The 23020-nt window shown below is 62.0% G+C and carries 22 protein-coding genes; 13 read left to right on the top strand and 9 right to left on the bottom strand.

Annotated features, from left to right (window positions below; all coding sequences use genetic code 11):
• The first annotated feature begins 284 nt into the window (after positions 1-284).
• The 3 genes from VL202_RS17615 (at position 285) to VL202_RS17605 (ending at position 1956) form a co-directional block, all read left to right on the top strand.
• Entirely contained in the window at positions 285-674 is a 390-nt protein-coding gene (locus VL202_RS17615; protein WP_325465387.1) for a hypothetical protein, read from the top strand.
• Positions 675-711: 37 nt separating this feature from the next.
• Positions 712-966 carry a hypothetical protein gene (locus tag VL202_RS17610; RefSeq protein WP_325465386.1) on the top strand — a complete coding sequence of 85 codons (255 nt, stop codon included), beginning with the start codon at positions 712-714 and terminating at the stop codon, positions 964-966.
• 141 nt (positions 967-1107) lie between these two features.
• Entirely contained in the window at positions 1108-1956 is an 849-nt protein-coding gene (locus VL202_RS17605) for an alpha/beta fold hydrolase (RefSeq protein WP_414692885.1), read from the top strand.
• Between the two features lie 362 nt (positions 1957-2318).
• On the opposite strand, the gene ppdK is transcribed toward VL202_RS17605, so the two are convergent.
• The 4 genes from ppdK to VL202_RS17585 all read right to left on the bottom strand — a co-directional run bounded on the left by ppdK (position 2319) and on the right by VL202_RS17585 (position 10341).
• Positions 2319-4985 carry a pyruvate, phosphate dikinase gene (gene ppdK / locus VL202_RS17600; protein ID WP_325465385.1) on the bottom strand — a complete coding sequence of 889 codons (2667 nt, stop codon included), beginning with the start codon at positions 4983-4985 and terminating at the stop codon, positions 2319-2321.
• Between the two features lie 299 nt (positions 4986-5284).
• Complete coding sequence (locus VL202_RS17595) at positions 5285-8749, bottom strand: chromosome segregation SMC family protein (protein WP_325465384.1); 3465 nt, start codon at positions 8747-8749, stop codon at positions 5285-5287.
• Positions 8750-8863: 114 nt separating this feature from the next.
• Positions 8864-9709 (bottom strand): DsbA family protein, encoded by an 846-nt coding sequence (locus VL202_RS17590; RefSeq protein WP_325465383.1) that lies wholly within the window; start codon positions 9707-9709, stop codon positions 8864-8866.
• Between the two features lie 125 nt (positions 9710-9834).
• Positions 9835-10341, bottom strand: coding sequence for a DUF721 domain-containing protein (locus tag VL202_RS17585; protein ID WP_325465382.1), 507 nt, complete (start codon positions 10339-10341; stop codon positions 9835-9837).
• A gap of 83 nt (positions 10342-10424) precedes the next feature.
• On the opposite strand from VL202_RS17585, the gene mutY reads away from it, so the two are divergent.
• The 6 genes from mutY (at position 10425) to VL202_RS17555 (ending at position 15628) form a co-directional block, all read left to right on the top strand.
• A complete protein-coding gene (gene mutY / locus VL202_RS17580; protein ID WP_414692884.1) occupies positions 10425-11525 on the top strand; it encodes an A/G-specific adenine glycosylase in 1101 nt (366 codons plus the stop codon).
• 11 nt (positions 11526-11536) lie between these two features.
• Positions 11537-12151, top strand: coding sequence for an HAD family phosphatase (locus VL202_RS17575; protein WP_325465380.1), 615 nt, complete (start codon positions 11537-11539; stop codon positions 12149-12151).
• A 20-nt stretch (positions 12152-12171) separates the two neighbouring features.
• Positions 12172-12528 carry a nuclear transport factor 2 family protein gene (locus tag VL202_RS17570; protein WP_325465379.1) on the top strand — a complete coding sequence of 119 codons (357 nt, stop codon included), beginning with the start codon at positions 12172-12174 and terminating at the stop codon, positions 12526-12528.
• A 116-nt stretch (positions 12529-12644) separates the two neighbouring features.
• Positions 12645-13817, top strand: a complete 1173-nt coding sequence (locus VL202_RS17565) for a calcium-binding protein (protein WP_325465378.1) — start codon at positions 12645-12647, stop codon at positions 13815-13817.
• A gap of 489 nt (positions 13818-14306) precedes the next feature.
• Positions 14307-15206 (top strand): hypothetical protein, encoded by a 900-nt coding sequence (locus VL202_RS17560; RefSeq protein ID WP_325465377.1) that lies wholly within the window; start codon positions 14307-14309, stop codon positions 15204-15206.
• Positions 15207-15427: 221 nt separating this feature from the next.
• Positions 15428-15628, top strand: coding sequence for a hypothetical protein (locus VL202_RS17555; protein ID WP_325465376.1), 201 nt, complete (start codon positions 15428-15430; stop codon positions 15626-15628).
• A 151-nt stretch (positions 15629-15779) separates the two neighbouring features.
• Here the strand turns inward: VL202_RS17555 and VL202_RS17550 are convergent, their stop codons facing one another.
• The 3 genes from VL202_RS17550 to VL202_RS17540 form a co-directional block, all read right to left on the bottom strand.
• Entirely contained in the window at positions 15780-16910 is a 1131-nt protein-coding gene (locus VL202_RS17550; RefSeq protein WP_325465375.1) for a site-specific DNA-methyltransferase, read from the bottom strand.
• A gap of 272 nt (positions 16911-17182) precedes the next feature.
• The gene (locus VL202_RS17545; protein WP_325465374.1) at positions 17183-17548 is read right to left on the bottom strand and encodes an antibiotic biosynthesis monooxygenase; all 366 of its coding nucleotides are present in this window, start codon (positions 17546-17548) and stop codon (positions 17183-17185) included.
• The gene (locus tag VL202_RS17540) at positions 17545-17889 is read right to left on the bottom strand and encodes an NIPSNAP family protein (protein WP_325465373.1); all 345 of its coding nucleotides are present in this window, start codon (positions 17887-17889) and stop codon (positions 17545-17547) included. The genes VL202_RS17545 and VL202_RS17540 overlap by 4 nt, the downstream gene beginning before the upstream one ends.
• Before the next feature lie 72 nt (positions 17890-17961).
• On the opposite strand from VL202_RS17540, the gene VL202_RS17535 reads away from it, so the two are divergent.
• Positions 17962-18648 (top strand): ArsR/SmtB family transcription factor, encoded by a 687-nt coding sequence (locus VL202_RS17535; protein WP_325465372.1) that lies wholly within the window; start codon positions 17962-17964, stop codon positions 18646-18648.
• Here VL202_RS17535 and VL202_RS17530 read toward each other — a convergent pair whose 3' ends face one another.
• Complete coding sequence (locus tag VL202_RS17530) at positions 18649-19080, bottom strand: DUF1284 domain-containing protein (RefSeq protein WP_325465371.1); 432 nt, start codon at positions 19078-19080, stop codon at positions 18649-18651. It lies immediately after the preceding gene.
• Positions 19081-19238: 158 nt separating this feature from the next.
• Here VL202_RS17530 and greA point away from each other — a divergent pair, with 158 nt between their 5' ends.
• Together greA and VL202_RS17520 are read left to right on the top strand one after the other, a co-directional pair.
• On the top strand, positions 19239-19721 hold the full coding sequence (greA, locus tag VL202_RS17525; RefSeq protein ID WP_325465370.1) for a transcription elongation factor GreA: 483 nt from the start codon (positions 19239-19241) through the stop codon (positions 19719-19721).
• A 101-nt stretch (positions 19722-19822) separates the two neighbouring features.
• Entirely contained in the window at positions 19823-20518 is a 696-nt protein-coding gene (locus tag VL202_RS17520) for an HAD family phosphatase (protein ID WP_325465369.1), read from the top strand.
• Between the two features lie 200 nt (positions 20519-20718).
• Here the strand turns inward: VL202_RS17520 and VL202_RS17515 are convergent, their stop codons facing one another.
• Positions 20719-21273 (bottom strand): hypothetical protein, encoded by a 555-nt coding sequence (locus tag VL202_RS17515; protein ID WP_325465368.1) that lies wholly within the window; start codon positions 21271-21273, stop codon positions 20719-20721.
• Between the two features lie 336 nt (positions 21274-21609).
• On the opposite strand from VL202_RS17515, the gene thrC reads away from it, so the two are divergent.
• The gene (thrC, locus tag VL202_RS17510; protein WP_325465367.1) at positions 21610-23016 is read left to right on the top strand and encodes a threonine synthase; all 1407 of its coding nucleotides are present in this window, start codon (positions 21610-21612) and stop codon (positions 23014-23016) included.
• Positions 23017-23020 lie beyond the last annotated feature (4 nt).

The following is a 23020-nucleotide window of genomic DNA, read 5'->3' as shown; positions in this document are numbered from 1 at the left end:
CCCTGGTCGGACGCAGCAACCTCTCGCTCCTGTTTAGAGCATCCTGGGGAAGACTGTGAAGCGTTTTCGAAGCACCAACGGGCCTCCATTGGACGCGGCAAAGCCTGCAGCCCCTGTCCGCCAAGGGCTGCGCCGCAAATTCGCCATTCTCGTTGAGCATGTCTTGGTAACGGGGATCAGGCGTGTTTCCCGGTCCTTGCGGCTTTGGACCGGTTTGCACACACATCGACATTTGCAGGCAGCGGCAAAACACCAGTTTTCCGGCGGCTTGAAAGGAGAGTGACATGCTATCATCCGAACCGAACACCGCCGTATCCGGCACGCAGGCCGCCGTTGCACCGGCCGATCCAGGCCTGACGATGGAACTGCTCGAACTGGAGCTTTCGCTCGATGGCTTCGAGCCTGATGCCGGCACATTCGCCGACCATGTGCGCGCCGCGGCCGCCGCCATCGATGGTGCCCTCCTGTTCGAGTTGCCAGCTTCCGGCCTGATCGCCGGTTGCGAGCGGATCGCCGTCATGCGCATTCCGCAGGACGGCAGCCCGGTGATGACCACGGTCTTTGCCTGCCTCGAAAGCGACGGCACGACGATCCGCATCGAGAAGCCGGACGAACGCACGGCGGACCTGCGCAATTTCGCCGAAGCTTTTGTGGATGTGCTGCAGCGCATCTGATAGGGATCCGGCCTGCGCAACTTCACAAGGCCAGAGCATGCATATCCGCAAGACCCTGTCATTGGCGATCCTCGGCACGCTCCTTCTCTCGTCCTGCGCCACCATAACGCCTGAAGAGCGCCGCGCGGCAGACGAGAAGACATGCCTCTCCTATGGCTTCCGCCGCAACACGGATGCACTGGCGACCTGCCTGCAGCGGATCGAACTTGACCGGCGCGCCGAGAGCCGGGCCTTCCGCTACGGCGACGACCCGATGATGTGGGGCTGGAACCGACCGGTCATCTATCGCTGAGCATGCCCGCTATCACGGCGCGCTGATCTTCGCGAAAGCGGAACGGATTTTTCTCCGGCCTGCCGCTGATTCCGGTTTCTTTTGCTTTGAGGGCGGCAATTCGCGGCTATGATGCTCCCGCAACCAACGGGAGATCATGTCATGAAAATCATTGCCATGCTCGGTGCGCTTTGCGCGCTGCTTGTTCTTTCGACCACCCCTGCCCTGTCCGCCGAACGCTGGCAGGAACTGCCCGAACCCGCTGCCCTGCCGCAGGCCGCCAAATCCGGCACGGCGCCGGTGAACGGCATCGACATGTACTACGCCGTCTATGGCTCCGGCCCCACCGTCCTGTTGATCCACGGCGGCCTCGGTTACGCCGATGTCTGGGGCGCGCAGGTGGCGGACCTGTCGAAGGACCATACCGTCATCGTCGCCGAAAGCCGTGGCCACGGGCGCTCGACCCGCAATGCCGATCCTTACAGCTATGACCTGATGTCATCCGATTATCTGGCCCTGCTCGATTACCTGAAGATCGACAAGACGGCGATCGTCGGCTGGAGCGATGGCGGCATCATCGGCCTCGACATCGCTATCCATCATCCCGAACGGCTGACGAAACTGTTTGCCCAGGCCGCCAATTCCAGGATCGACGGCGTCATCTCGACCGTGATGGAGAACAAGACCTTCGCGGCCTATATCGAACATGCCGGCGAGGTCTACGAGAAAATCTCACCGACGCCGACCGAATACGACGCCTTCGTCACCCAGATCAGCAATATGTGGGCGACCCAGCCGAACTGGAGCGACGAGGATCTCAAAAAGATTACCACTCCAACGGCCATCGTGCTCGGGGACCACGACGAGGCGGTCAGCCGCGAACATACGGATTACCTGGCAAAGACCATTCCCGGCGCAAAGCTGATCATCCTCAAGGACGCCAGCCATTTCGCCATGCTCCAGGATCCGGACGGGTACAACAAGGCGGTGCGGGATTTCATTGATGAGTGAGGTTTCCGCCGCTGCAACATTTTACCTGGGAGCGGATGGCCCCCTCTGTCACTTCGTGACATCTCCCCCTCAAGAGGGAGATCATTCTTTTCCACAAGTCCTCAAATAGAGTAGAGAACGCAGAAGCTTCTGGCCAATTTCCCCCTTGAGGGGGAGATGTCGGCGTAGCCGACAGAGGGGGGTAAGCCTGCCCAGACTTCGGAGGTGGCGTCGGTTTCTAGGAAAGCTGGCTAGGAGTTAGCTAATTCCAGCAGACCTTTGCCTCATCATCCCATTTGGCATAAACGACGATCAAGCCGCAGATCAAGAAAGTCTCCTTTGAGGAATTAGCCATCGCTATACTCATGATCTGCTCTTGAACCTCACCCCTTGCCGTTGATCGCCGCCTGTGCTGCCGCAAGCCGTGCGATCGGGACGCGGAACGGTGAACACGAGACGTAATCCAGCCCGGTCTCCTCGCAGAAGCGGATGGAAGCCGGGTCGCCGCCGTGTTCGCCGCAGATGCCGAGCTTCAGGCCGTTCTTGGTGCGGCGGCCGCGTTCGGCGGCGATCTGGATGAGTTCGCCGACGCCGTCGAAATCGAGCGAGACGAAGGGATCCTTTTCGACGATGCCCTTCTGGATATAGGTGTTCAAGAACTGCGAGGCATCGTCGCGGGAAATGCCGAAGGTCGTCTGCGTCAGGTCGTTGGTGCCGAAGGAGAAGAAATCGGCGCTCTCGGCGATGACATGGGCGCGAAGTGCGGCGCGTGGCAGCTCGATCATCGTACCGACGAGATATTCGATCTCGATGCCGGATTCGCCGATGACCTCTTTCGCAACGGCGTCGATGCAGGCCTTGACGTAATCGAGCTCCGATTTCAGGCCGACGAGCGGCACCATGATTTCCGGCACCACCGGGGCGCCGGTTTCGCGGGCGGCCTCGACGGCAGCCTCGAAGATGGCGCGGGCCTGCATCTCGCAGATTTCCGGATAGGAAATCGCCAGACGGCAGCCGCGATGACCGAGCATCGGGTTGAACTCGTGCAGGGCATCGACGCGCTGGCGCAGTTCCGCCGGCTTCATGCCGAGAACGGTGGCGACATCGGCGATCTCCTCGTCCGTCTTCGGCAGGAATTCGTGCAGCGGTGGGTCGAGCAGGCGGATCGTCACCGGCAGGCCGTGCATGATCGAGAACAGCTCGGTGAAGTCGGAGCGCTGCATCGGCAACAGCTTGGCGAGCGACACGCGACGCCCCGCCTCGTCGGCGGCAAGGATCATTTCGCGCATCACATTGATGCGCTCGCCCTCGAAGAACATATGCTCGGTGCGGCAAAGGCCGATGCCTTCGGCGCCGAAGGAGCGCGCCGCGCGTGCATCCGCCGGGGTTTCCGCATTGGTGCGCACGGTCATGCGGCGGCTGGCATCCGCCCAGGCCATGATCTTGCCGAAGTCGCCGGACAGTTCCGGCTGCAGCATCGGGATTTCGCCCTTCAGCACCTGCCCGGAGGAGCCGTCGATGGTGATGACGTCGCCCTTCTTCAGTGTCATGCCGGCGGCGATCAGAAGCTCGTTGCGGGCATCGACGCGCAGGTTGCCGGCGCCGGAGACGCAAGGAATGCCCATGCCGCGGGCAACGACCGCCGCGTGACTGGTCATGCCGCCGCGCGAGGTGAGGATGCCTTCCGCAGCATGCATGCCGTGAATGTCTTCCGGGCTTGTCTCGACACGCACAAGGATGACCTTGCGTCCTTCCTTTTCGGCCAATACCGCCTCGTCCGAGGTGAAGACAATCTCGCCCGTCGCCGCACCCGGGGATGCCGGCAGGCCGGAACCGATGATATCGCGGCGCGCGCGCGGATCTATGGTCGGATGCAGCAACTGGTCGAGCGAGGCGGGATCGATGCGGGCGACGGCCTGTTCCCTGCTGATCATGCGGGCCTCGGCCATGTCGACGGCGATGCGCAGAGCCGCCTTGGCGGTGCGCTTGCCCGACCGCGTCTGCAGCATCCAGAGCTTGCCGCGCTCGATGGTGAATTCCAGATCCTGCATGTCGCGGTAATGGCCTTCCAGCCGGTCGCAGATCGCCTGGAATTCCTCGAAGGCTTCGGGCATCAGCTTTTCCAGCGACGGCCTGTCTGAGCCTGACGCAATGCGGGCGGCCTCGGTGATGTTCTGCGGTGTGCGGATGCCGGCGACGACATCTTCGCCTTGCGCATTGACGAGGAACTCGCCGTAAAGTTCGTTTTCACCGGTCGACGGGTTGCGGGTGAAGGCAACGCCGGTTGCGGACGTGTTGCCGAGATTGCCGAACACCATGGCCTGGACGTTGACGGCGGTGCCCCAGGTGGCGGGGATATTGTGCAGGTGGCGATAGGTGATGGCGCGCGGGTTCATCCAGCTGGCAAAGACGGCGCCGACAGCCCCCCAGAGCTGGACTTCCGGATCCTGCGGAAAGGCTTCGCCGAGTTCCTCCTCGATCGTCCGCTTGTAGAGCGAGATGACATGCTGCCATTCGACGGCGGAAAGCTCTGTGTCCTGCTCATGGCCGAGCCGGCCCTTCTCGTCCTCCAGGATTTCCTCGAAGACATCGTGGTCGAGCCCCATGACGACGTCGGCATACATCTGGATGAAGCGGCGATAACTGTCCCAGGCGAAGCGTGCGTCGCCGGCATCATGACCGAGCGCCTGGACCGTGCGGTCATTCAGGCCGAGATTGAGCACCGTGTCCATCATGCCGGGCATTGATGCCCGGGCGCCGGAACGGACCGACAGGAGGAGCGGCTTGCTGGTATCGCCGAAGGCACGGCCGGTGATCGCCTCCATCTTCTCGATGCCTGCGGAGACCTGAGCCTTCAAGTCGTCGGGAATGCTGCGGCCATCGGTGTAATAACGACCGCAGGCCTCGGTGATGATCGTCAGTCCCGGAGGCACCGGCAGGCCGAGATTGCACATCTCCGCCAGGTTGGCGCCCTTGCCGCCCAGCAACTGACTGTCCCTCGCCGTTCCCTCAGCGTCTCCCCCGCCGAAGGTATAAACCCACTTCGTCATCGCATGTCTCCACCCATTCGGCTCCCACCGAAGGCTACAGTATCCTTTTCGCGTTTAAAATGCATCGGATACAGAATTTTGCTGCGATGCAGCAAAATTCTGCCCTTTTCGGCGCCATGCCTGTCTTTGCAGCGACAGGCGTCTCTCTCCGCCGTCCCCGCTCCGATCTGCCTTATCCTCTTTCCGCCGAGGAGAGTTGCAGCCACGAAGCAACCACGTCGTGCAAGGGGTCCGACGCGGCCGGGAAGACGAGGCGCCTGCCAAAGGCGGCACAAATCACCCTCGACGAATCTTTGCTATTACACAGCTTCCCGCAACTGCTCGGCCGTCTGCAGATCGACGGAAACCAGTTGGCTGACGCCCTGTTCGGCCATGGTGACGCCGAAGAGGCGATTCATGCGGGCCATGGTGATGGGGTTGTGGGTGATGATGACGAAACGGGTCTCGGTCGAGGCCGCCATCTCGTCCATCAGGTTGCAGTAGCGCTCGACATTGTGGTCGTCGAGCGGCGCATCGACTTCGTCGAGCACGCAGATCGGCGCCGGATTGGTGAGGAACACGGCGAAGATCAGCGCCATAGCCGTCAGCGCCTGCTCGCCGCCGGAGAGCAGCGTCATTGTCTGCGGCTTCTTGCCGGGTGGACGGGCGAGGATTTCGAGGCCGGCATCGAGCGGATCGTCGCTTTCGATCAGTTGCAGTTCGGCCGTGCCGCCGCCGAACAGATGGGTGAACAGCCGCTGGAACTGGACATTGACGATGTCGAAGGCGGCGAGCAGTCGCTCGCGACCTTCGCGGTTGAGGTTCTGGATCGCCGAACGCAGCTTGCGGATCGCATCGATGACGTCCTCCCGCTCCTTCATCAGCGCGTCAAGCCTGTCGGACAGTTCCTTCTGCTCTTCCTCGGCGCGCAGGTTGACCGCGCCCAGCCGCTCGCGCTCGATCTTCAGGCGCTCCAGTTCGCGCTCGATCTGACGGATATCCGGCAGGGCGCTATCGACAGCCAGGCCGGTCAGGCGCAGCACCTCGTGCGGCGCGCAGGCCAAAGCCTCGCGGATGCGCGCCTCCACCTCGACCCGCTTTTCACGGGCGGAGACCAGCCGCTCCTCGGCACGGCCGCGCTTTTCGCGTGTTTCCGCGAGCTCGGAAAGTGCCGTCGCGGCCACACGGTCGGCGTCGCGCTGGCGGTTTTCGGCCGTCGCCAACACATCGGCCGCCTGACGCCGCGCCTCCTCGGCTTTTGCGAGTTCATTCATCAGCGCCCGGCGCTTTTCGTCGAATTCGTCGGGCGCCTCGAGCAGTTCCTCGGCCTCCTCGCGGGCCTCGCTTTCACGATCGCGCAAGGTCTCGATATGCTCCTGCGCACTTCTGGCCCTCGTGTTCCATGTCTGCCGCTCGGCCTCGATCGCGTGCAGCCGGCGGTCGCGGGCCTCGTTTTCGCGCGCCAGTCCATCGTTGATAGCGCGTGCCTCCGCCACCAGCGCCCGGTCGGTCGCAACAGCGGTCATCTGGCTGGTGAGTTTCTGCTCCAGCGCCGTCAGGTCGGGCGCATCCTCCAGCGCCTCACGACCGGCCTCCATCTGCTCGCCGATCTCCTCGACCTGCAGGGAAAGCTGGGCGCTCGTCTCCGCAAGCACGGCGCGACGACGGACGAGATCGCCCGATGCGCGCTCGGCAGCGGCCAGCGCATCGCGAGCCTCGGCCAGCTTGCGCGCGACCATCCGCTGGGATTCGCGCGCCAGCCGCAACCGTTCATCCTCGGCCCGGATACCCGCCGCCGCCGCCGCAAGTGCCGCCTCGCGGGTTTGGAGCTCTTCACGGGCTTCCAACGTTTCGTTTTCCAACTCGGCCAGCCGGTTCTTTTGCGCCAGCCTGAGCGCTGCCGCACTCGGCGCATCCGCACCCGTGACATGCCCGTCCCAGCGCCAGACAGCGCCGGCGTGCGTCACCAGCCGCTGGCCGGCCTTCAAGAGCGGCAGCAGCCTTTCCGCCGTCGCATCATCCTCGACAATGCCGATCTGGCTGAGACCGCGATCGAGCGCCTGCGGCGCGCGCACATGCTGTGTCAACGGCACCGCGTCGGACGGCAACTGCGGATCGCCGGTCGCATCGCCGGGCATGCGCCAATGGGCAGGGGCTGCGGAATCGAGCGGCGATTCGAGGTCCTCGCCAAGGGCGGCACCAAGCGCCGTCTCGAAGCCGCGATCAACCTTCATGTCATCGACCACCGGCGGCGCGGCGCCCTGCACCAGCGAGGCTTCCAGCATGCGCCGGATGGTGCGCGCTTCGGTCTCGATGCCGTTCAGCCGGGCGCGGGCGGCATCGACCGGCGGACGCGCCGCCGTTTCGGCGAGCCGGGCAGCATTCAGCGCATCCTCATTATCGGCAATGGCACCTTCGGCATTTTCCAGCGCGATTTCGACGGCCTCGACTTCCTCGCGTTTTTCCTGCGGATCAGGCAGCGCCGAAATCTGCCGGTCGAGTTCACCGAGATCGCGGCTCTGGTCGGATAGCTGGCGAGCGAGACGCGCCTGCCGGTCTGCCAGATCGCGGATAGTCTTTTCAAGCTGGTTTCGCGACGCCTGTGCCTCGGCCTTCTCGGCCGTCAGCAAGCCAAGCTGCCGTTCGCTCGACGCCAGGGTCTCGCTTGCATCGGCCAGCCGTTCGCGCGCCTCCTCCGCCCGCTCGCCGGCTTCGGAAAGAAGATCGCGCAGTTCGCGCTCCTCCTCCTCCAGCCGCGACAGAATGCCGGCATTGTCGGCGATCAAGCGCTCCTCGCGCAAAATGTCTTCGGCAAGCTGCGACAGCCGGCGGCTCAATTCGTCGCGGCGGCGCAGGATGCGGCCGGCATCCTCTTCCAACTGAGACTTGGCGATCTGCAGTCGCTGCAGGGCGGCGGCCGCACGCGCCTCGCCTTCGCGCAGTTCCGGCAATTTCAGGCTGGCAATTCCTTGCGCCTTGGCTGCCTCCATCTGCGCCTGCGCCTTCTCCGCCACCAGGGAGGTCGCCTGGTTCAGCTGGCTGCTGGCCTCGCCCTCGGCCTCCTTGGCCTGCACCCAGCGGATATGCAGGAGTATCGCCTCATGCTTTCGGATATCAGCGGACAGCATCTTGAAACGGTTGGCCTGGCGCGACTGGCGCTTCAGGCTCTCGATCTGGCTTTCGAGTTGGGAGGTGACATCCTCCAGTCGCTCCAGATTGGTCTCGGCGCCGCGAAGGCGCAGTTCGGCCTCGTGGCGGCGCGAATGCAGGCCGGAAATGCCGGCCGCCTCTTCGAGCAGTTGCCGCCGCGCCTGCGGCTTGGCCGAAATCAGTTCGCCGATCCGTCCCTGCCCCACCATCGACGGCGAGCGCGCGCCGGTCGAGGCATCGGCAAACAGCAGTTGCACATCCTTGGCGCGCGCCTCCTTGCCGTTGATACGATAGACGGAGCCGTTCTCCCGCTCGATGCGGCGGGTGACCTGGATTTCGTCGCTGTCGTTGAAGGCGGCAGGCGCCGTGCGATCCGAATTGTCGAGATAGAGCCCGACCTCGGCGGTGTTGCGGGCCGGACGGTTTCCGGAGCCTGAAAAGATCACGTCATCCATGCCGGACGCACGCATGTTTTTGTAGGAATTCTCCCCCATCACCCAGCGCAGCGCCTCGACCAGGTTCGACTTGCCGCACCCGTTCGGCCCGACGACGCCGGTCAGGCCACGCTCGATGACGAATTCGGAGGGTTCGACGAAGGACTTGAAGCCGAGGAGGCGGAGTTTTGTGAATTTCATGTGGCCCGCCCGGAGGCAAGATACCCCCCTCTGTCACTCCGCTTCATCACCCGGACGTCAAAAAAAACGGGCGCACAAAGGCGCCCGTCGGTCGTTTCCAGGAAACGGTCGGGATCAGAGCATCGAGTCGATGAGGCCCGACATGGTGGCAACCGACATTTCTCCGGAATATTTCTTGCCGTTGATGAAGAAGGTCGGGGTGGCTGCGACGCCGTAGTCCTTGCCGCCCTTCTGCATCGTGGCATTCACATCATCCAGAAGTTTCTGGTTCGTCAAGCAGGCCTCGAAGCTCTCCTGTGTAAAACCGGCCAGTTTCGACATCTGCAGCAGAGCATCGCGGCCGTTCTGGGCGGCGGCCCAGGTTTCCTGCTGCTTGAACAGCATGGAGACCATCGGGAAATACTGGCCTTCCGGGGCGCAGCGCGCCAGCATGAAGGCGGCAGCAGCGCGCGGGTCGAACGGGAATTCGCGCACCACGAAACGGACCTGGCCGCCGTCGACATATTTCGCCTTGATGGCGTCGAAGGTCTCGTTGTGGAAGCGGGCGCAATGTGGGCAGGTCATCGACATATATTCGACGATCGTCACCTTGGCGTCGGCCTTGCCGATCGACATTTCCGGCAGCGGGCCGGGTTCCATCAGCTTGGCGATCTCGATTTCGCCTTCCGGCTGGGGAAGCTCGACCTTGGTGGGGGCCGCGGCCTGTGCAACCTGGGTCTGGCCGGCATCGGCAGCCGGCTTGGCTTCGGTCGACGCGGCTTCCGTCTTCGTCGCCGCCATCATCGAGCCGCCGTCGGCAGGCTTGACCTCGGTCTTCGTCGCGGTGTCGGTGGTCTCGGTCTTGCCGGTTTCAGCCGCGTCCTTCTTCTCGTCGCTGCAGGCGGCGAGCGTCAAGGCGACAGTTGCCACGGCAACGCCGCTCAGAAGGCGCTTGAATGGGCTCATTTCAGAAAGGAACATGGATTGTCACCTGTGTAGGGGGATGAACGAAAACGGTCGAAAATTCGATAACTTGCCTGCGGCGGGGCGACAAGGGCCTGATGCTCACCAAAATTCAAACAATTGTGACCGGCTGATGTTCCCGATCACTTTTTTCGAGGCGACAGCACGGCGGTGCCGAGCCGGGTCAGCGCCGCCTTCAGCGCATCGCTCTCGATGCCATCGACCAGCGTCTCCAGATGCCGGGCGCGTTCACCGGTCAGGGGCCGCGGTTTCCAGTTGCGTTTCAGCGGCGGCGACACCGGCTTCTGGACGATCCGCATCTGACTGATGGCCGGAAAACCGAAGAACCCGTTGATCCGCTGGATGAGTTCGCCTTGCGCATGGGTGAGAAACAGAGCCCGCGCGCCTTCGCAGGCGATGGTGAGAACACCGGGCTGATAGCCACCCTCGCCACTCATCTCGGCCGCGCGGCGGGGCCATGCGATCTTTTCCGGCCGGGTGCAGTCGGCGAACTCCTCGCCGGCGATCTCGTCCCAGGAACCGAGCAGCAACGTATTGATGCCGGCGCGCTTGGCAAGCACCGGATCGATCAGCCGATTGGCGATTTCACTGATCTGAACGACGCCCTTGCGGGTATAAGGTTGCTTCAACGGATAAGCTTTCGATTCCCGATTGCGCCTTGAAGGATGGCGAACACTTCGCCAAGTATAGGCCGCAACCAACCCTCCGGCAAATGATGCAGCAGACTTTGACAGCAGCCGACGCGACCAAACGGCTTCTTAGCTGGTACGACCGGCACCATCGCGACCTGCCCTGGCGGATTTCTCCGTCGATGGCGGCGAGCGGCGTGCTGGCTGATCCCTATCATATCTGGCTTTCCGAGGTGATGCTGCAGCAGACCACCGTGCAGGCGGTCAAACCCTATTTCCACAAGTTCCTGTCGCTCTGGCCGCGTGTTACCGACCTTGCCGCCGCTGACACCGAAGAGGTGATGAAGGCCTGGGCGGGGCTCGGCTATTACGCCCGGGCGCGAAACCTGAAGAAATGCGCCGAAAGTGTCGAGCGGGATCATGGGGGAATCTTTCCGGATACGGAAGAAGGCCTGAAGTCGCTGCCGGGCATCGGCGACTACACGGCGGCGGCCGTTGCCGCCATTGCCTTCAACCGCAGGAGCGCCGTGCTCGACGGCAATGTCGAGCGGGTGATTTCCCGCCTGCATGCGATCGAAACGCCGCTGCCATCAGCCAAGCCGCAGATGCGGGGGCTGGTGGCGGAGATGACGCCCAGTGAGCGTCCCGGCGATTTCGCGCAAGCGATGATGGACCTCGGCGCGACCATCTGCACGCCGAAACGGCCGGCCTGCGCCCTCTGTCCGATCAACGAGCGCTGCCTGGCGCTCCGGACGGCCGATCCGGAAACCTTTCCGCGCAAGGCGGCAAGGAAGGAAAAGCCCATACGCGTCGGCGCCGCCTTCGTCGCGGTGAAACCTGATGGTGCCGTCTATCTGCAGAAGCGGGCCGAAACCGGTCTGCTCGGCGGCATGACGGAAGTTCCGGGCACCGCATGGACGGCGCGGATCGACGGCGACACCAGCATTTCGGCCCAGCCGTTTGCCGCTGCCTGGGAGGCATGCGGAACAATTACGCATGTCTTTACGCATTTTGAATTGCGCTTGTCGATCTATCGGGCCAATGTGGCAAATGAGAACAAAACGGGAAATGGCTGGTGGGAACCACTCGCCTCCCTGGAGGCGCAGGCCCTGCCGACCGTCATGAAAAAAGCGATCGCCCAGGCACTGCCGCATGCCTTCAAGGGCGGCCGGCCAGCGCAATGAGGAACATCTGAATGAGCAGCGAAATCCGCCACATCGTCTTCGACATCGGCCGGGTGCTGATCCATTACGATCCGCATATTCCGTTTTCCCGAATCATTCCGGACGACAAGGAGCGCAACTGGTTCTTCGCCAATGTCTGCAGCCATGACTGGAACATCGAGCAGGACCGCGGCCGCGACTGGCGCGAGGCAGAGGACCTGCTGATCGCCAACCACCCCACGCATGAGGAGAACATCCGCGCCTTCCGCAAGCACTGGCACGAAATGGTGCCGCATGCCTATGTCGAATGCGTCTCGATCATGGAAAGCCTGATCGCCAAGGGCTATGACGTCACCATGCTGACCAATTTCGCCTCCGACACCTTCAGGGAGGCGCAGAAACGCTTTCCCTTCCTGACGCTGCCGCGCGGCGTCACGGTGTCGGGCGATATCCGCCTGATCAAGCCGGATGTGGCAATCTACCGGGCGCATGCGGAAACCTTCGGGCTGGAGCCGTCGGCGACCTTGTTCATCGATGACAGCGTCGCCAATGTCGAGGGCGCCCGGGCCGCCGGATGGCATGCCGTGCACTTCACCGATCCGCAAACACTCCAGGCCGATCTTTCCGCCTACGGTCTGACAGTTTGAAACGGGAAACCGCGCACGCCATGCCGATCGATCCTGTTGCTCTGGTCGAGCGATTCCATGCCGCGATCAACGCGCTCGACTTCGATGCGATCGATGCCTTCTTCGCTGATGAGGCAAGCTACACGTCCGGCAAGGTCGGCGGTCTCAACGGGCGGGACGCGATCATGGCGGGCTTCCGCCGCTACTTTGCCGAATATTCGGATCAGGTCGCCGAAGACAGCCTGATCGAGGTCCTCTCCCCGGTCTCGGCGCGTGCCGTCTGGCACCTTTCCGCCACCAGCAGCCTCACCGGGTTGCCTCTTCAGCGGCAGGGCGAGGAGACGATCACCTTTAATGGACAGGGCCGGATCACCCGTGTCGATGTCACCGATTACTGACACCAAAAACCCCATTTGAAACCACCAAACCGCCGCATTTGGTTCAGGTATCATTCACCTTCCTGCCCTCATGATCCCCTCCAGAATTCAGCAGGTTAACAGAAGGGTACATGCATATGGCAACGACTATTCGCGGTACGAACGGCTACGACAAGATCGTACAGGGAAGCCGCAGCTTCGCTGAAATCTACGCCTATGACGGCGATGACGACATCTACCTCAATCGTACCGACAGCAAGGGCGGCGGCAACTATGTCAGCGCCGGCGACGGTGACGATTACGTGCTGAACTATTTCGAGGGCAGCAACGAGATCTACATGGGCAACGGCAACGACCTCTATGTCGCCGATATCCGGGCAGGCGTTTCGACCGAGCTCGATATCGTATCTGGCGGTGCTGGTAACGACCGTTTCGAACTCGATACCGAAGCCAGCAAGTATTACGGCGATTCCGGCAACGACAGCTTCCTGACGGTGGGTGTCGACAATTACTACAATGGCGGAACCGGCACCGACACGATCAGCTACGCCCTACAGGATAAGTACGATTCCCAGAAGGGCAAGGGCGTGACAATCGACCTTGGCGCGGGGAAGGCGACGACGACCAAGGGCCATGCGGAAAAGCTGGTCAGCATTGAAAATGCCACCGGCACGAATCTCGGCCACGATGACATCACCGGCAGTTCCGTCCGCAATATCCTGAAGGGCCTCGGCGGCAACGATGTCCTCGACGGCCTTGGCGGAAACGACGACCTCTATGGCGGCGCGGGCAATGACGACCTCTATGGCGGTAGCGGTGACGACGATCTCTACGGCGATTCCGGCGCCGACCGTCTCTATGGCGGCTCTGGCAGCGACGTCCTCGTTGGCGGCAGCGGTAACGACGACCTTTACGGCAGTTCCGGCGCTGATGACCTTGACGGCGGCACCGGAGCAGACCTCCTGGTCGGCGGTACCGGCTTCGATTACCTGACGGGTGGCACGGGTGCTGATACGTTCGATTTCAATTCGATCAGCGAATCCGTCGTCGGTGCGAACCGCGACGTCATCACCGATTTCCACCGCTCCGAACTCGATGTCGTCGACCTGTCGAGCATCGATGCCAACGCGTCGAGCAGCGGCAACCAGAAATTCACCTTCATCGGCAGCGCATCGTTCCACGACAGGGCGGGTGAACTGCGCTTCAGCAGCGGCGTGATTTCCGGCGATACGGACGGCGACGGCGTGTCCGACTTCCAGATCAAGATGAGCGGCGTCACCAAAATGTACGCCGACGACTTCTTCCTTTGAGTCATTCATCTCGGATTTAACACGGAGCCTCGCCTGCCCGGCGGGGCTCTTTTCGTTGCCCTGATGCCTGAAAACAGAAACGCCCAGGATCATTGCCGATCCTGGGCGTTTAAGTCTTCTTCCGGGACTGAAGGTACGAAACCGGAAGAAAACTATCTCTGTGCCGCGCGGTCCTTCGACCGCGCCGTCGGGCAATTTGCGGGTCTCCCCGCGCGTCTCGTGTGGTTGATCACCCGGTCGTCTTGCCTGAATTCAGAATATGCGCGGGATGGTTAAATTGTTCTAAAAGCCGCCGCCGATTTCCGCCGCCCCGACACGATCGGCTTGCGCCAACCGGAATATATACGACGAACCTAAAATGCTGAAGAAACTGTATTTTTAACGTTGGATTAGGTTTGATTCCACGAACAGATCCCAGAAACACGCCCAAAAGTTGAAGGCATGATGCTGTGTTGATATGTGCCTTTCGGGGGCACTCAGGGAGCGAACATGGCGAAAGTAAATTTGAGCGGTTTCAAGAAAACCGCCGGTCTCGATCTGCAGGATATTGCCGGAACCAAGCTGAACACCATCCTCGATTACAACACCGAAAAATTCACCGCGACGGGCATTTATCTGTCGGACAATTCCAAGAACTACATGAAGTTTTCCGGCACCGGCCTGAAGTACAAGGTCGTCGGCGGCGAGGTTTTCGGCATCACGGCGGGCACGCTGACATCATTCTCGATCGTCAAGAACGGCGTGACCATCATCAGCGAAAGCGGCCTCTCGCTTTCGGGCAAGGCGCTGGCGGCTGCATGGGATAGCGGCAGTACGACCAAGTTTCTCGATGCTTTGCTCGCCGGAAGCGACACGATCAACGGCACCGCCTATGCCGACAAATTCTGGGGCGGCGCGGGCAACGACACGCTGAACGGCCTGTCGGGCAACGACAATCTCAGCGGCAATGCCGGCAACGACAAGCTCTATGGCGGGTCCGGCAACGACAAGCTCTTTGGCAATGATGGCAATGACACGCTGTCCGGCGACAGCGGCAACGACAGCCTGTCCGGTGGCAATGGCGACGACAAGCTTTCGGGCGGCACGGGCAAGGACATTCTCAACGGCGGCGCCGGCAAGGATATCCTGACGGGCGGCAGCGGCGTCGATACATTCGTGTTCAAGACCAAGTACGGCGCCGACACGATCAAGGATTTCGACGCCATCGGCAGCGATCACGACATCGTCGACCTGTCTGGCCTTGCATCCGTCACCAGCTTCGCCGACCTGAAGGCGCATCACCTGACGGTCGTCGGCACCTCCATCGTCATCGACGGCGGCAATGGCGACAAGCTGGTGCTGGAACATGTCAAGCTCTCCAGCCTCGACGCCGGCGACTTCCTGTTCTGACACGGACACCATCTTAAAAAAGCGGCGGGAGCACCCATCTCCGGCCGCTTTTTGCGTTCGCGAGATGACGTTTAAAACCCTTTGACGTGTTATGCTGACGACATCAGCACAATCGAATCGGCCGGCTGTTTCATTTCGCGGCACTCATATGAAGATGCTTTTTTGAAACTTCTGTTTTCCCCGTTTCGTTCCTGCCATTGCAGACAGGAAAGGCAGCGAAGATGAATGGCAATACCGACACGTCGAACAAGAGCGCGCGCCCGCAGCCGTCGCAGGACCTGAATTCGGAAAGCCCTGCCCGCTGGGTCATCCATTGCATCTGTTGCGAGACACCGGTTGAGCCCTGGCAGACCTCCGGCTACGAATTCGGCTATTGCGGCGATTGCTACGACCTGCTGATGGCGCCGACCGGCAGTTCCTGATCCACGACAACGACGTCCCGACGATCCGAAACGCAAACGCCGCGCATCTGGAGATGGCGCGGCGTTTTGACGTTTAACTGCAGTTCTGCTGCATATTTGAAGTGCTACAGCGCCGCGCGTTATATTTGACGCGCGGCGCTGTAGCCGCCGATCAGTTGATCTTGGCCATGTCGCTGCGGATGACGGCGCGCAGGTCGTCGATCGGCCGCAGGATACCGGCGTCCTCGTAGTGCCAGAAGGTCCAGCCGTTGCAGGCATCAAGACCCTGAACCTTGGCGCCGAGACGGTGGATTGAGCCGGCGTCACCGCCGCTTGCGACCGTTCCGTCGGCACGCACGATGGCGCTGTAGCGGCGGCGTGCATCCGTCAGCACCGTGCCAGGCTTGATCATGCCGCTTTCGATCAGCGTGTTGAAGGCGACGCGCGGTTCGGCCTTCTTACCGGTCATGACCGACAGGGTGGCCTTGCCGAGCGGTTCGACGGCGGCAATGCGTTCGGAGGCGGCATCGATATAGGCCTGCTCACGCTCGATGCCGACGAAATTGCGGCCGAGGCGCTTGGCGACGGCGCCGGTGGTGCCGGAACCGAAGAACGGATCGAGCACGACATCACCCGGTTTGGTCGAGGCCATCAGGATGCGGGCAAGCAGGGCTTCCGGCTTCTGGGTCGGATGCGCCTTCTTGCCGTCCTCGCCCTTCAGACGCTCGCCGCCCGAGCAGATCGGGAACAGCCAGTCGGAGCGCATCTGGACGTCGTCGTTCGATGCCTTGAGCGCATCGTAGTTGAACGTGTAGCCCTTGCCCTTGGCGCTGGGGCTCGCCCAGATCAGCGTTTCATGGGCGTTCTGGAACCGGCGGCCCTTGAAGTTCGGCATCGGGTTGGTCTTGCGCCAGATGATGTCGTTGAGGATCCAGAAGTTGAGATCCTGCAGCGTCGCGCCAACGCGGAAGATGTTGTGGTAGGAGCCAATGACCCAGAGCGTGCCGGTGGGCTTCAGCACGCGGCGGCAGGCGAGCAGCCAGGCGCGGGTGAAGGCATCGTAAGCCTCGAAGGAAACAAACTGGTCCCATTCGTCATCGACCGCATCGACCAGCGACTGGTCGGGGCGATGCAGCGAGCCACCGAGTTGCAGGTTGTACGGCGGATCGGCGAAGACGACATCGACGGAGTTGTCGGGCAGCGCTTCAAGGGCGGCAACGCAGTCACCCTTGATGATGGAATTGAGCCAGCCGGCAGGGCTGGCGCCGCGGGAGATTTCGGCCATTGAGACGACTGGGGACATGGACAACTCGCAAATACGCTTACTCGGGACGATTTCAGCCCTTATGGTTACCGAACTTGGTTACCAAATCCTGAAGGTCCGTCGGAAATTCGCGAAATCATACAAGAGGATGGAGACAGGCGGTCTTTTTGAACCGGGCGGTTGGTCTGCTCGTGAGGTGAAAACGATATTCGGGAAACCGAAAGTAACCCCAACACCCGTCATCCCCGCCACGAGGGCGAGCATGACGGAGGCTGGGGAGCCCCCTCCATCCCAAAGGAGGCCACGCACACTCAAATCAGATCTCGCTCCTTCCCGGCATGAAAGACCCGGCTGTCGTCCGGCGCCTGTTCCCGATCCGTCATGCCATAGTCACGGATGACGCCGGCGATCCTCAGGCGGTAGTCGGCGAAGGTGCCGTTGCGGCCTGCATGCTGGGCGGCACGATGGTCAGGACCGTTGCGCCATTTGGCGATGGCCGCCTCGTCGCGCCAGAACGACAGGGAGAGAATCTTGCCCGGCAGTTTCAGGCTCTCGAACCGCTCGATCGACAGGAAGCCGTCGATCCTGTCGAGACGCCTGTGCAATTGTGCGGCGAGATCGAGATAGGCGGCGCGGCATCCATAGGCCGGCGTCACCTCGAAAATAACGGCGATCATGACTGCCTCCCCGCGATTGGCAGAACCTCGGCATGCGGCAGCGACACATTCTTCAGGAAAATCCGGTCTTCCCTGAGGATGAACCGTTCCTGCCTGGCGAAGCGATAATTCTCGGCGCCAAGCGAATCGGCCTGCAGCCGGGCGCGATATGCCTCGTAGGCCGCGAGGTTTTCGATGGCGTAGACGCCGTAGGCGGTGGTGGCCGAGCCTTCATGGGGGCCGAAATAGCCGATCAGATCGGCGCCGCAACGCGGGATCGCCTGCCCCCAGTTGCGGGCATAGGTGGCGAACTCCTCGCGCTTGAACGGGTCGATCTCGTAGCGGATGAAGCAGGTGAGCATCGTTGTCTCCTTGGTTTCGATGCCCCCTTTTGCCAGCTTGAATGCGCTCTATGCTTCGGTTAACATCGAAGTATGAAAGAAGGACCAGACATTGCCCAGATCGGATCGCTGATCGGCGATCCCGCCCGCGCCAACATGCTGACCGCGCTGATGGGCGGCAAGGCGCTGACGGCAACGGAGCTTGCCGGAACGGCAGGCATCACCCTGCAGACCGCCAGCTCACATTTGTCGAAGCTCGAAGCAGGCGGATTGATCGGCCAGCGCAAGCAGGGCCGCCACCGTTATTTCGCGCTGGCCGACGACGATGTCGGGCTGCTGCTCGAAAGCCTGATGGGGTTCGCCGCCGATCGCGGTTTTACCCGTCACCGCACCGGCCCCAAGGATCCGGCGCTGCGCAAGGCGCGTGTCTGCTACAATCATCTGGCGGGAGACTACGGCGTGCGTCTGCTGGACAGCCTCGTCGCCGAGGAAGTGATCTCCGGCGCGGGCGATCAACTGGCGCTGACCAAGGAAGGCGAGAGCCGGATGACGGCGCTCGGCATCGACCTGTCAGCCCTGACGCGATCGCGCCGGCCGGTCTGCCGCACCTGCCTCGACTGGAGCGAACGCCGCTCGCATCTGGCAGGCTCGCTCGGCCAGGCGCTGCTCAGCCTGTTTCTCGACAAGGGATGGGCCAGGCGCGAGGCGGAAAGCCGGGCGGTGCACTTCACCGCGACCGGCGAGAAGGAATTCGCGAGACTGTTTCCCATCGCCGTCTGATCAGACGGGCGCTGCCGCCACCAGCACGGCGTCGTAGCCGCTGGTGGCAACGTCCGTACAGAGCGCCGACCACGCGCATCTGTGGCAGGCCTTGCGGATCGTTCCCGCTGCAAACGCATCGCGCATCCTTGCAAGGAATTCCGCATTCGGACAGATGACCGCGCCGGGGCCGGCAGGCGTTCCAAGCAAAGCCTCGACGGCTTTGCGCGCACGCTCGTCCCGGTCGGTGACGCTCTTGCGCCAGCAATGCGGATCGGGCTCATCCAGCAGCGGCGCGCAGATATCGTCCGGTCCTTCGACCATCAGGATGTCCTCACCCTCGGAAAGACGGGCGGCGATGCGAACATAGTTTTCGGTGAAGGCCTCGGTATAGCCCTTGCCGATGAAGGTCAGCATGCAAAGCAGGTGATGCGGGCGCAGGCGAACGGTCATGAAATCCCTGACGTGACGGAACGGGAACCCGTAAAGGCGTGTTCCTATACCGGACGATTGGCGCGCCGTCTCTTGCTATCCTATATTTGCCTCTGACAAGGGTGACCGCATCGGCCCCGACCGCCTGGACCGCGCCACACCGAAACGGAGTTCTGCAATTGAGTGTTGCCTTTACCAAGGAAGAAAGTTCCGAAACCGCTGCGGAAACCCTTCTGCCCGACCGCCCGATCTCCCCTCACCCGAACCTGGTGACGGAAGCGGGATTGAAGGCGCTCGAGCAGCAGTTGCAGCAGGCGCGCGATGCTTATGAGGCGGCGGCGGGGATCGAGGACATCAACGAGAAGCGGCGCCAGCAGGCAGGCCCCTTGAGGGATACGCGCTATCTCGTCGCCCGCCTCCGCACCGCCGAATTGATCGCCATGCCGACCTCGACCGACATGGTCGCATTCGGCAGCACGGTGACCTTCAGCCGCGACGACGGGCGCGTGCAGACCTATCGCATTGTCGGCGAGGACGAGGCCGATCCCAAGGCCGGTTCGATCTCCTTCGTCTCGCCGGTGGCGCGCCTGTTGATGGGCAAGAGCGTCGGCGATGCCGTCGAGGTCAGCGGCCAGGAGCTCGAGATTATCGCGATCAGGTGACGCCTATCAACTCGCCGCATACCAGCCTCCAGCTTCAAGCTGGTTGAGCTTTCGGCCGGCATCGTGTAAACGGCCGGCATCTCCCCCCAAGGATTCCCTAGATGTCCAGCATTGATCTCATCCTGTTCGACTGCGACGGCGTTCTCGTCGATTCCGAAATCATCGCCAGCGAGGTCGAAGCCGAGCTTCTGACCGAGGCCGGCTATCCGATCAGCACCGAGGAAATGGCCGAGCGCTTTGCCGGCATGACCTGGCACAACACGCTGCTCGCCATCGAGAAGGAAGCCGACATTCCGTTTTCGGCGACGCTGATCACCAGGAACGAGGCCATTCTCGACAAGCGGCTGGCCAGCGACGTTGAGATCATCAATGGTGTCCAGCCGATGCTGGCGCAGATCAAATTACCGCACGGCATCTGCTCCAACTCGACCTCGGCACGTCTCGCCATGATGCTCGGCAAGGTTGGCATCAAGGAGCATTTCGGCAAGCATATCTATTCGGCGCGCGATCTCGGCGAAGACCGGGTGAAGCCGAAGCCGGACATCTTCCTGCACGGCGCCAAGCAGTTCGGCGTCGATCCGTCCCGCGTTCTGGTGATCGAGGATTCCGTTCACGGCGTCCACGCGGCGATTGCCGCCGGCATGCGCGTCGTCGGCTTCACCGGCGCCTCGCACAGCTATCCCTCGCACGCCGACAAGCTGACCGAAGCCGGAGCCGAAACCGTCATCTCCCGCATGAGCGCCCTGCCCGCCGTCATTGCGGCACTGTCGGAATGGTCGGAAACGGCGATGGCGTGAGGTCGCGGCTTACCTCTCCCCTTGCGGGAGAGGACACAAAATCAACATCTTAGCCAAAGGCCAAGTGTTAGATTTTGTTGGTGAGGGATCGCCCGTTTTCCCGGGACCTACCCCTCTCTTGCAATTTCCAACACTTAGCTGAAGCTAAGATGTTGAAATTGCTTTCTCCCCCAAAGAGGGGGAGATAATTCCAGCAAGCCTTATTTCTTCTTCTTGCCCTTCACCGGGCCTTCGTCGAAGCCTACATAGACCTTGGCGAAATCGCCGGCACCGCCGGGGATCACGACGTCGGCCTTGGTGAAGATGAACTGGGTGGCGCCGGCGCCGGCAGCCACTTCGACCGGGTACTGCGTCAGTTCGGAATAGAGCGTGTTCTTGCCATCGGTGGCGGCAACGCGGATCGGCAGGTTGACGGTGCCGGCACCACCGGCCGGGCCGGAGACGACGCGGCCCTGAACGACAATGGTCATCACCATCTGGCTTTCGTTCTGCACGCACTGGCGGGTCGTGTCGGCAAGCGATGCCTGGTAAACGATCTTGGTTGGATCATCCTTGGCGCCCTTGGCATAGGTGCGGAAATTGGCCGTTCCATCGAGCAGGTAGACCTGCGGGCAGGTTCCCTGGATCACAGCCGGTGTCGGTGCGACAGCACTGCCGCCGGCATCGATCGCACCGCCCGTATCGGTCTTGTTGCAGCCCGCTGCGAGCAAAAGAAGTGAAACGCCGAGAAGACGGCTGGAAATTTTACCAAACACTTGCGATGACCCTCTGCCTTGCACGATTGATGTCGCCTGGGCGTGACTGACCGGAAAATGAGGTATTTTTCGGATTCCCGCCCCTGCAACTTGAGCCTTTCAAGACCCTTGGCGATGGTCTATAGCAGCGACGCATTGAAAAATCGATTGGAGTCTGAGACCGGAACGCCAATTTTTCAGGACGCACTGAATTGGCCGATCACGGGCGACAAGCCGATGTTTCCGTCAGCTTTGCCAAGGCTTGACGCAAAGGGAACCGCGAAACAATCCCGGTTTCCCTATGATGCCTCTCAATTCCCGCCGCGCGCGCCCGCGGCTTCGAACGCATGACGAAGGATGGTCACGGTGAAGTATGTGTCGACGCGGGGCGAAGCCCCTTCGCTGGTTTTTTGCGATGCGCTGCTGGCGGGTCTTGGCCGCGACGGCGGCCTTTATGTGCCCAGCGAGTGGCCGAGCTTCACCAAGAAGGAAATCCGGGCGCTGCGCGGAAAATCCTACCAGGACATTGCCTTCGCCGTCCTCTCCCCTTTCGTCGATGGCGAAATCGCGGATGACACGTTCCGCGGCATGATCGACGAGGCCTATGCCACGTTCCGCCATCCCGCCATCGCGCCCCTCGTCCAGACCGGGCCGAACAGCTTCATCGTGGAACTGTTCCACGGCTCCACGCTTGCCTTCAAGGACGTGGCGATGCAATTGCTCGGCCGGCTGATGGATCACGTGCTGACCGAACGCAACCAGCGCGCCACCATCGTCGGCGCCACCTCGGGCGATACCGGGGGCGCTGCCATCGACGCCTTTGCCGGACGCGACCGCACCGATATCTTCATCCTCTTCCCGCATGGCAAGGTGTCGCCGGTGCAGCAGCACCAGATGACGACCTCGACGGCGTCCAACGTCCATGCCATCGCGATCGAGGGCAATTTCGACGACTGCCAGGGTCTCGTGAAGGAAATGTTCAACGACGTCGCCTTCCGCGACGGCGTGGCGCTTTCCGGCGTCAACTCCATCAACTGGGCCCGAATCATGGCCCAGATCGTCTATTATTTCACCACGGCGCTGGCGCTCGGCGGCCCGGACAGGATGGTGTCGTTTACCGTTCCGACCGGCAATTTCGGCGACATCTTCGCCGGCTATGTCGCCCGCCAGATGGGCCTGCCGATCGACAAGCTGATCATCGCCACCAACGAAAACGACATTCTCGCCCGCACGCTGCAGACCGGTCGCTACGAGATGCGCGACGTCAGGGCGACCACCTCGCCATCGATGGACATCCAGATTTCCTCCAATTTCGAACGCCTGCTGTTCGAGGCCTATGAGCGCGACGCCTCCAAGGTCCGCGGCCTGATGGCGAGCCTGAAGCAGTCCGGCTCCTTCGAGATCGAGGCGGACGCGCTGAAGCGTATCCGCAAGCTGTTTCGTGCCGGCCGCGCCTCCGAGAAGGACGTCGCAAGGACCATCGCGAAAACCCTGGAAGAAACCGGCTATCTGCTCGACCCGCATACGGCGATCGGCGTCTTCGTCGCGGCCAAGCACGAGACACCGAGCGTACCCATGGTGACGCTTGCAACCGCCCATCCGGCAAAATTCCCGGCGGCAGTAAAATCAGCCTGTGGTATTGACCCGGCGCTTCCAACGTGGCTTGCTGATCTGATGGTCAGGGAGGAGCGTTTCGACGTTCTGGACGCCGAGCTTAAATCCGTTGAAAGCTTTATCAACGAGCGTGCCCGCATCCGGAAATAGGACG

Source organism: Pararhizobium sp. (assembly GCF_035497515.1).
GTDB lineage: Bacteria > Pseudomonadota > Alphaproteobacteria > Rhizobiales > Rhizobiaceae > Pararhizobium.
The sequence above is the reverse complement of the archived record's forward strand: the minus strand, read 5'-3'. Positions and strand labels throughout refer to the sequence as shown.

Bases quoted from the DNA above. Each gene is read 5' to 3' on its own strand.
- VL202_RS17540 (WP_325465373.1), bottom strand. From the start codon at position 17,889: ATGCTCACCTGCTTCATCCGCTACGAGATCGACCCGTTCAAGCGCGAG.
- VL202_RS17535 (WP_325465372.1), top strand. From the start codon at position 17,962: ATGAAAGAAGGACCAGACATTGCCCAGATCGGATCGCTGATCGGCGAT.
- VL202_RS17570 (WP_325465379.1), top strand. From the start codon at position 12,172: ATGCCGATCGATCCTGTTGCTCTGGTCGAGCGATTCCATGCCGCGATC.
- VL202_RS17605 (WP_414692885.1), top strand. From the start codon at position 1,108: ATGAAAATCATTGCCATGCTCGGTGCGCTTTGCGCGCTGCTTGTTCTT.
- VL202_RS17610 (WP_325465386.1), top strand. From the start codon at position 712: ATGCATATCCGCAAGACCCTGTCATTGGCGATCCTCGGCACGCTCCTT.
- ppdK (WP_325465385.1), bottom strand. From the start codon at position 4,985: ATGACGAAGTGGGTTTATACCTTCGGCGGGGGAGACGCTGAGGGAACG.
- mutY (WP_414692884.1), top strand. From the start codon at position 10,425: ATGATGCAGCAGACTTTGACAGCAGCCGACGCGACCAAACGGCTTCTT.
- VL202_RS17595 (WP_325465384.1), bottom strand. From the start codon at position 8,749: ATGAAATTCACAAAACTCCGCCTCCTCGGCTTCAAGTCCTTCGTCGAA.
- VL202_RS17530 (WP_325465371.1), bottom strand. From the start codon at position 19,080: ATGACCGTTCGCCTGCGCCCGCATCACCTGCTTTGCATGCTGACCTTC.
- thrC (WP_325465367.1), top strand. From the start codon at position 21,610: ATGGTCACGGTGAAGTATGTGTCGACGCGGGGCGAAGCCCCTTCGCTG.
- VL202_RS17545 (WP_325465374.1), bottom strand. From the start codon at position 17,548: ATGATCGCCGTTATTTTCGAGGTGACGCCGGCCTATGGATGCCGCGCC.
- VL202_RS17590 (WP_325465383.1), bottom strand. From the start codon at position 9,709: ATGTTCCTTTCTGAAATGAGCCCATTCAAGCGCCTTCTGAGCGGCGTT.
- VL202_RS17550 (WP_325465375.1), bottom strand. From the start codon at position 16,910: ATGTCCCCAGTCGTCTCAATGGCCGAAATCTCCCGCGGCGCCAGCCCT.
- VL202_RS17565 (WP_325465378.1), top strand. From the start codon at position 12,645: ATGGCAACGACTATTCGCGGTACGAACGGCTACGACAAGATCGTACAG.
- VL202_RS17560 (WP_325465377.1), top strand. From the start codon at position 14,307: ATGGCGAAAGTAAATTTGAGCGGTTTCAAGAAAACCGCCGGTCTCGAT.
- VL202_RS17555 (WP_325465376.1), top strand. From the start codon at position 15,428: ATGAATGGCAATACCGACACGTCGAACAAGAGCGCGCGCCCGCAGCCG.
- VL202_RS17520 (WP_325465369.1), top strand. From the start codon at position 19,823: ATGTCCAGCATTGATCTCATCCTGTTCGACTGCGACGGCGTTCTCGTC.
- VL202_RS17615 (WP_325465387.1), top strand. From the start codon at position 285: ATGCTATCATCCGAACCGAACACCGCCGTATCCGGCACGCAGGCCGCC.
- VL202_RS17575 (WP_325465380.1), top strand. From the start codon at position 11,537: ATGAGCAGCGAAATCCGCCACATCGTCTTCGACATCGGCCGGGTGCTG.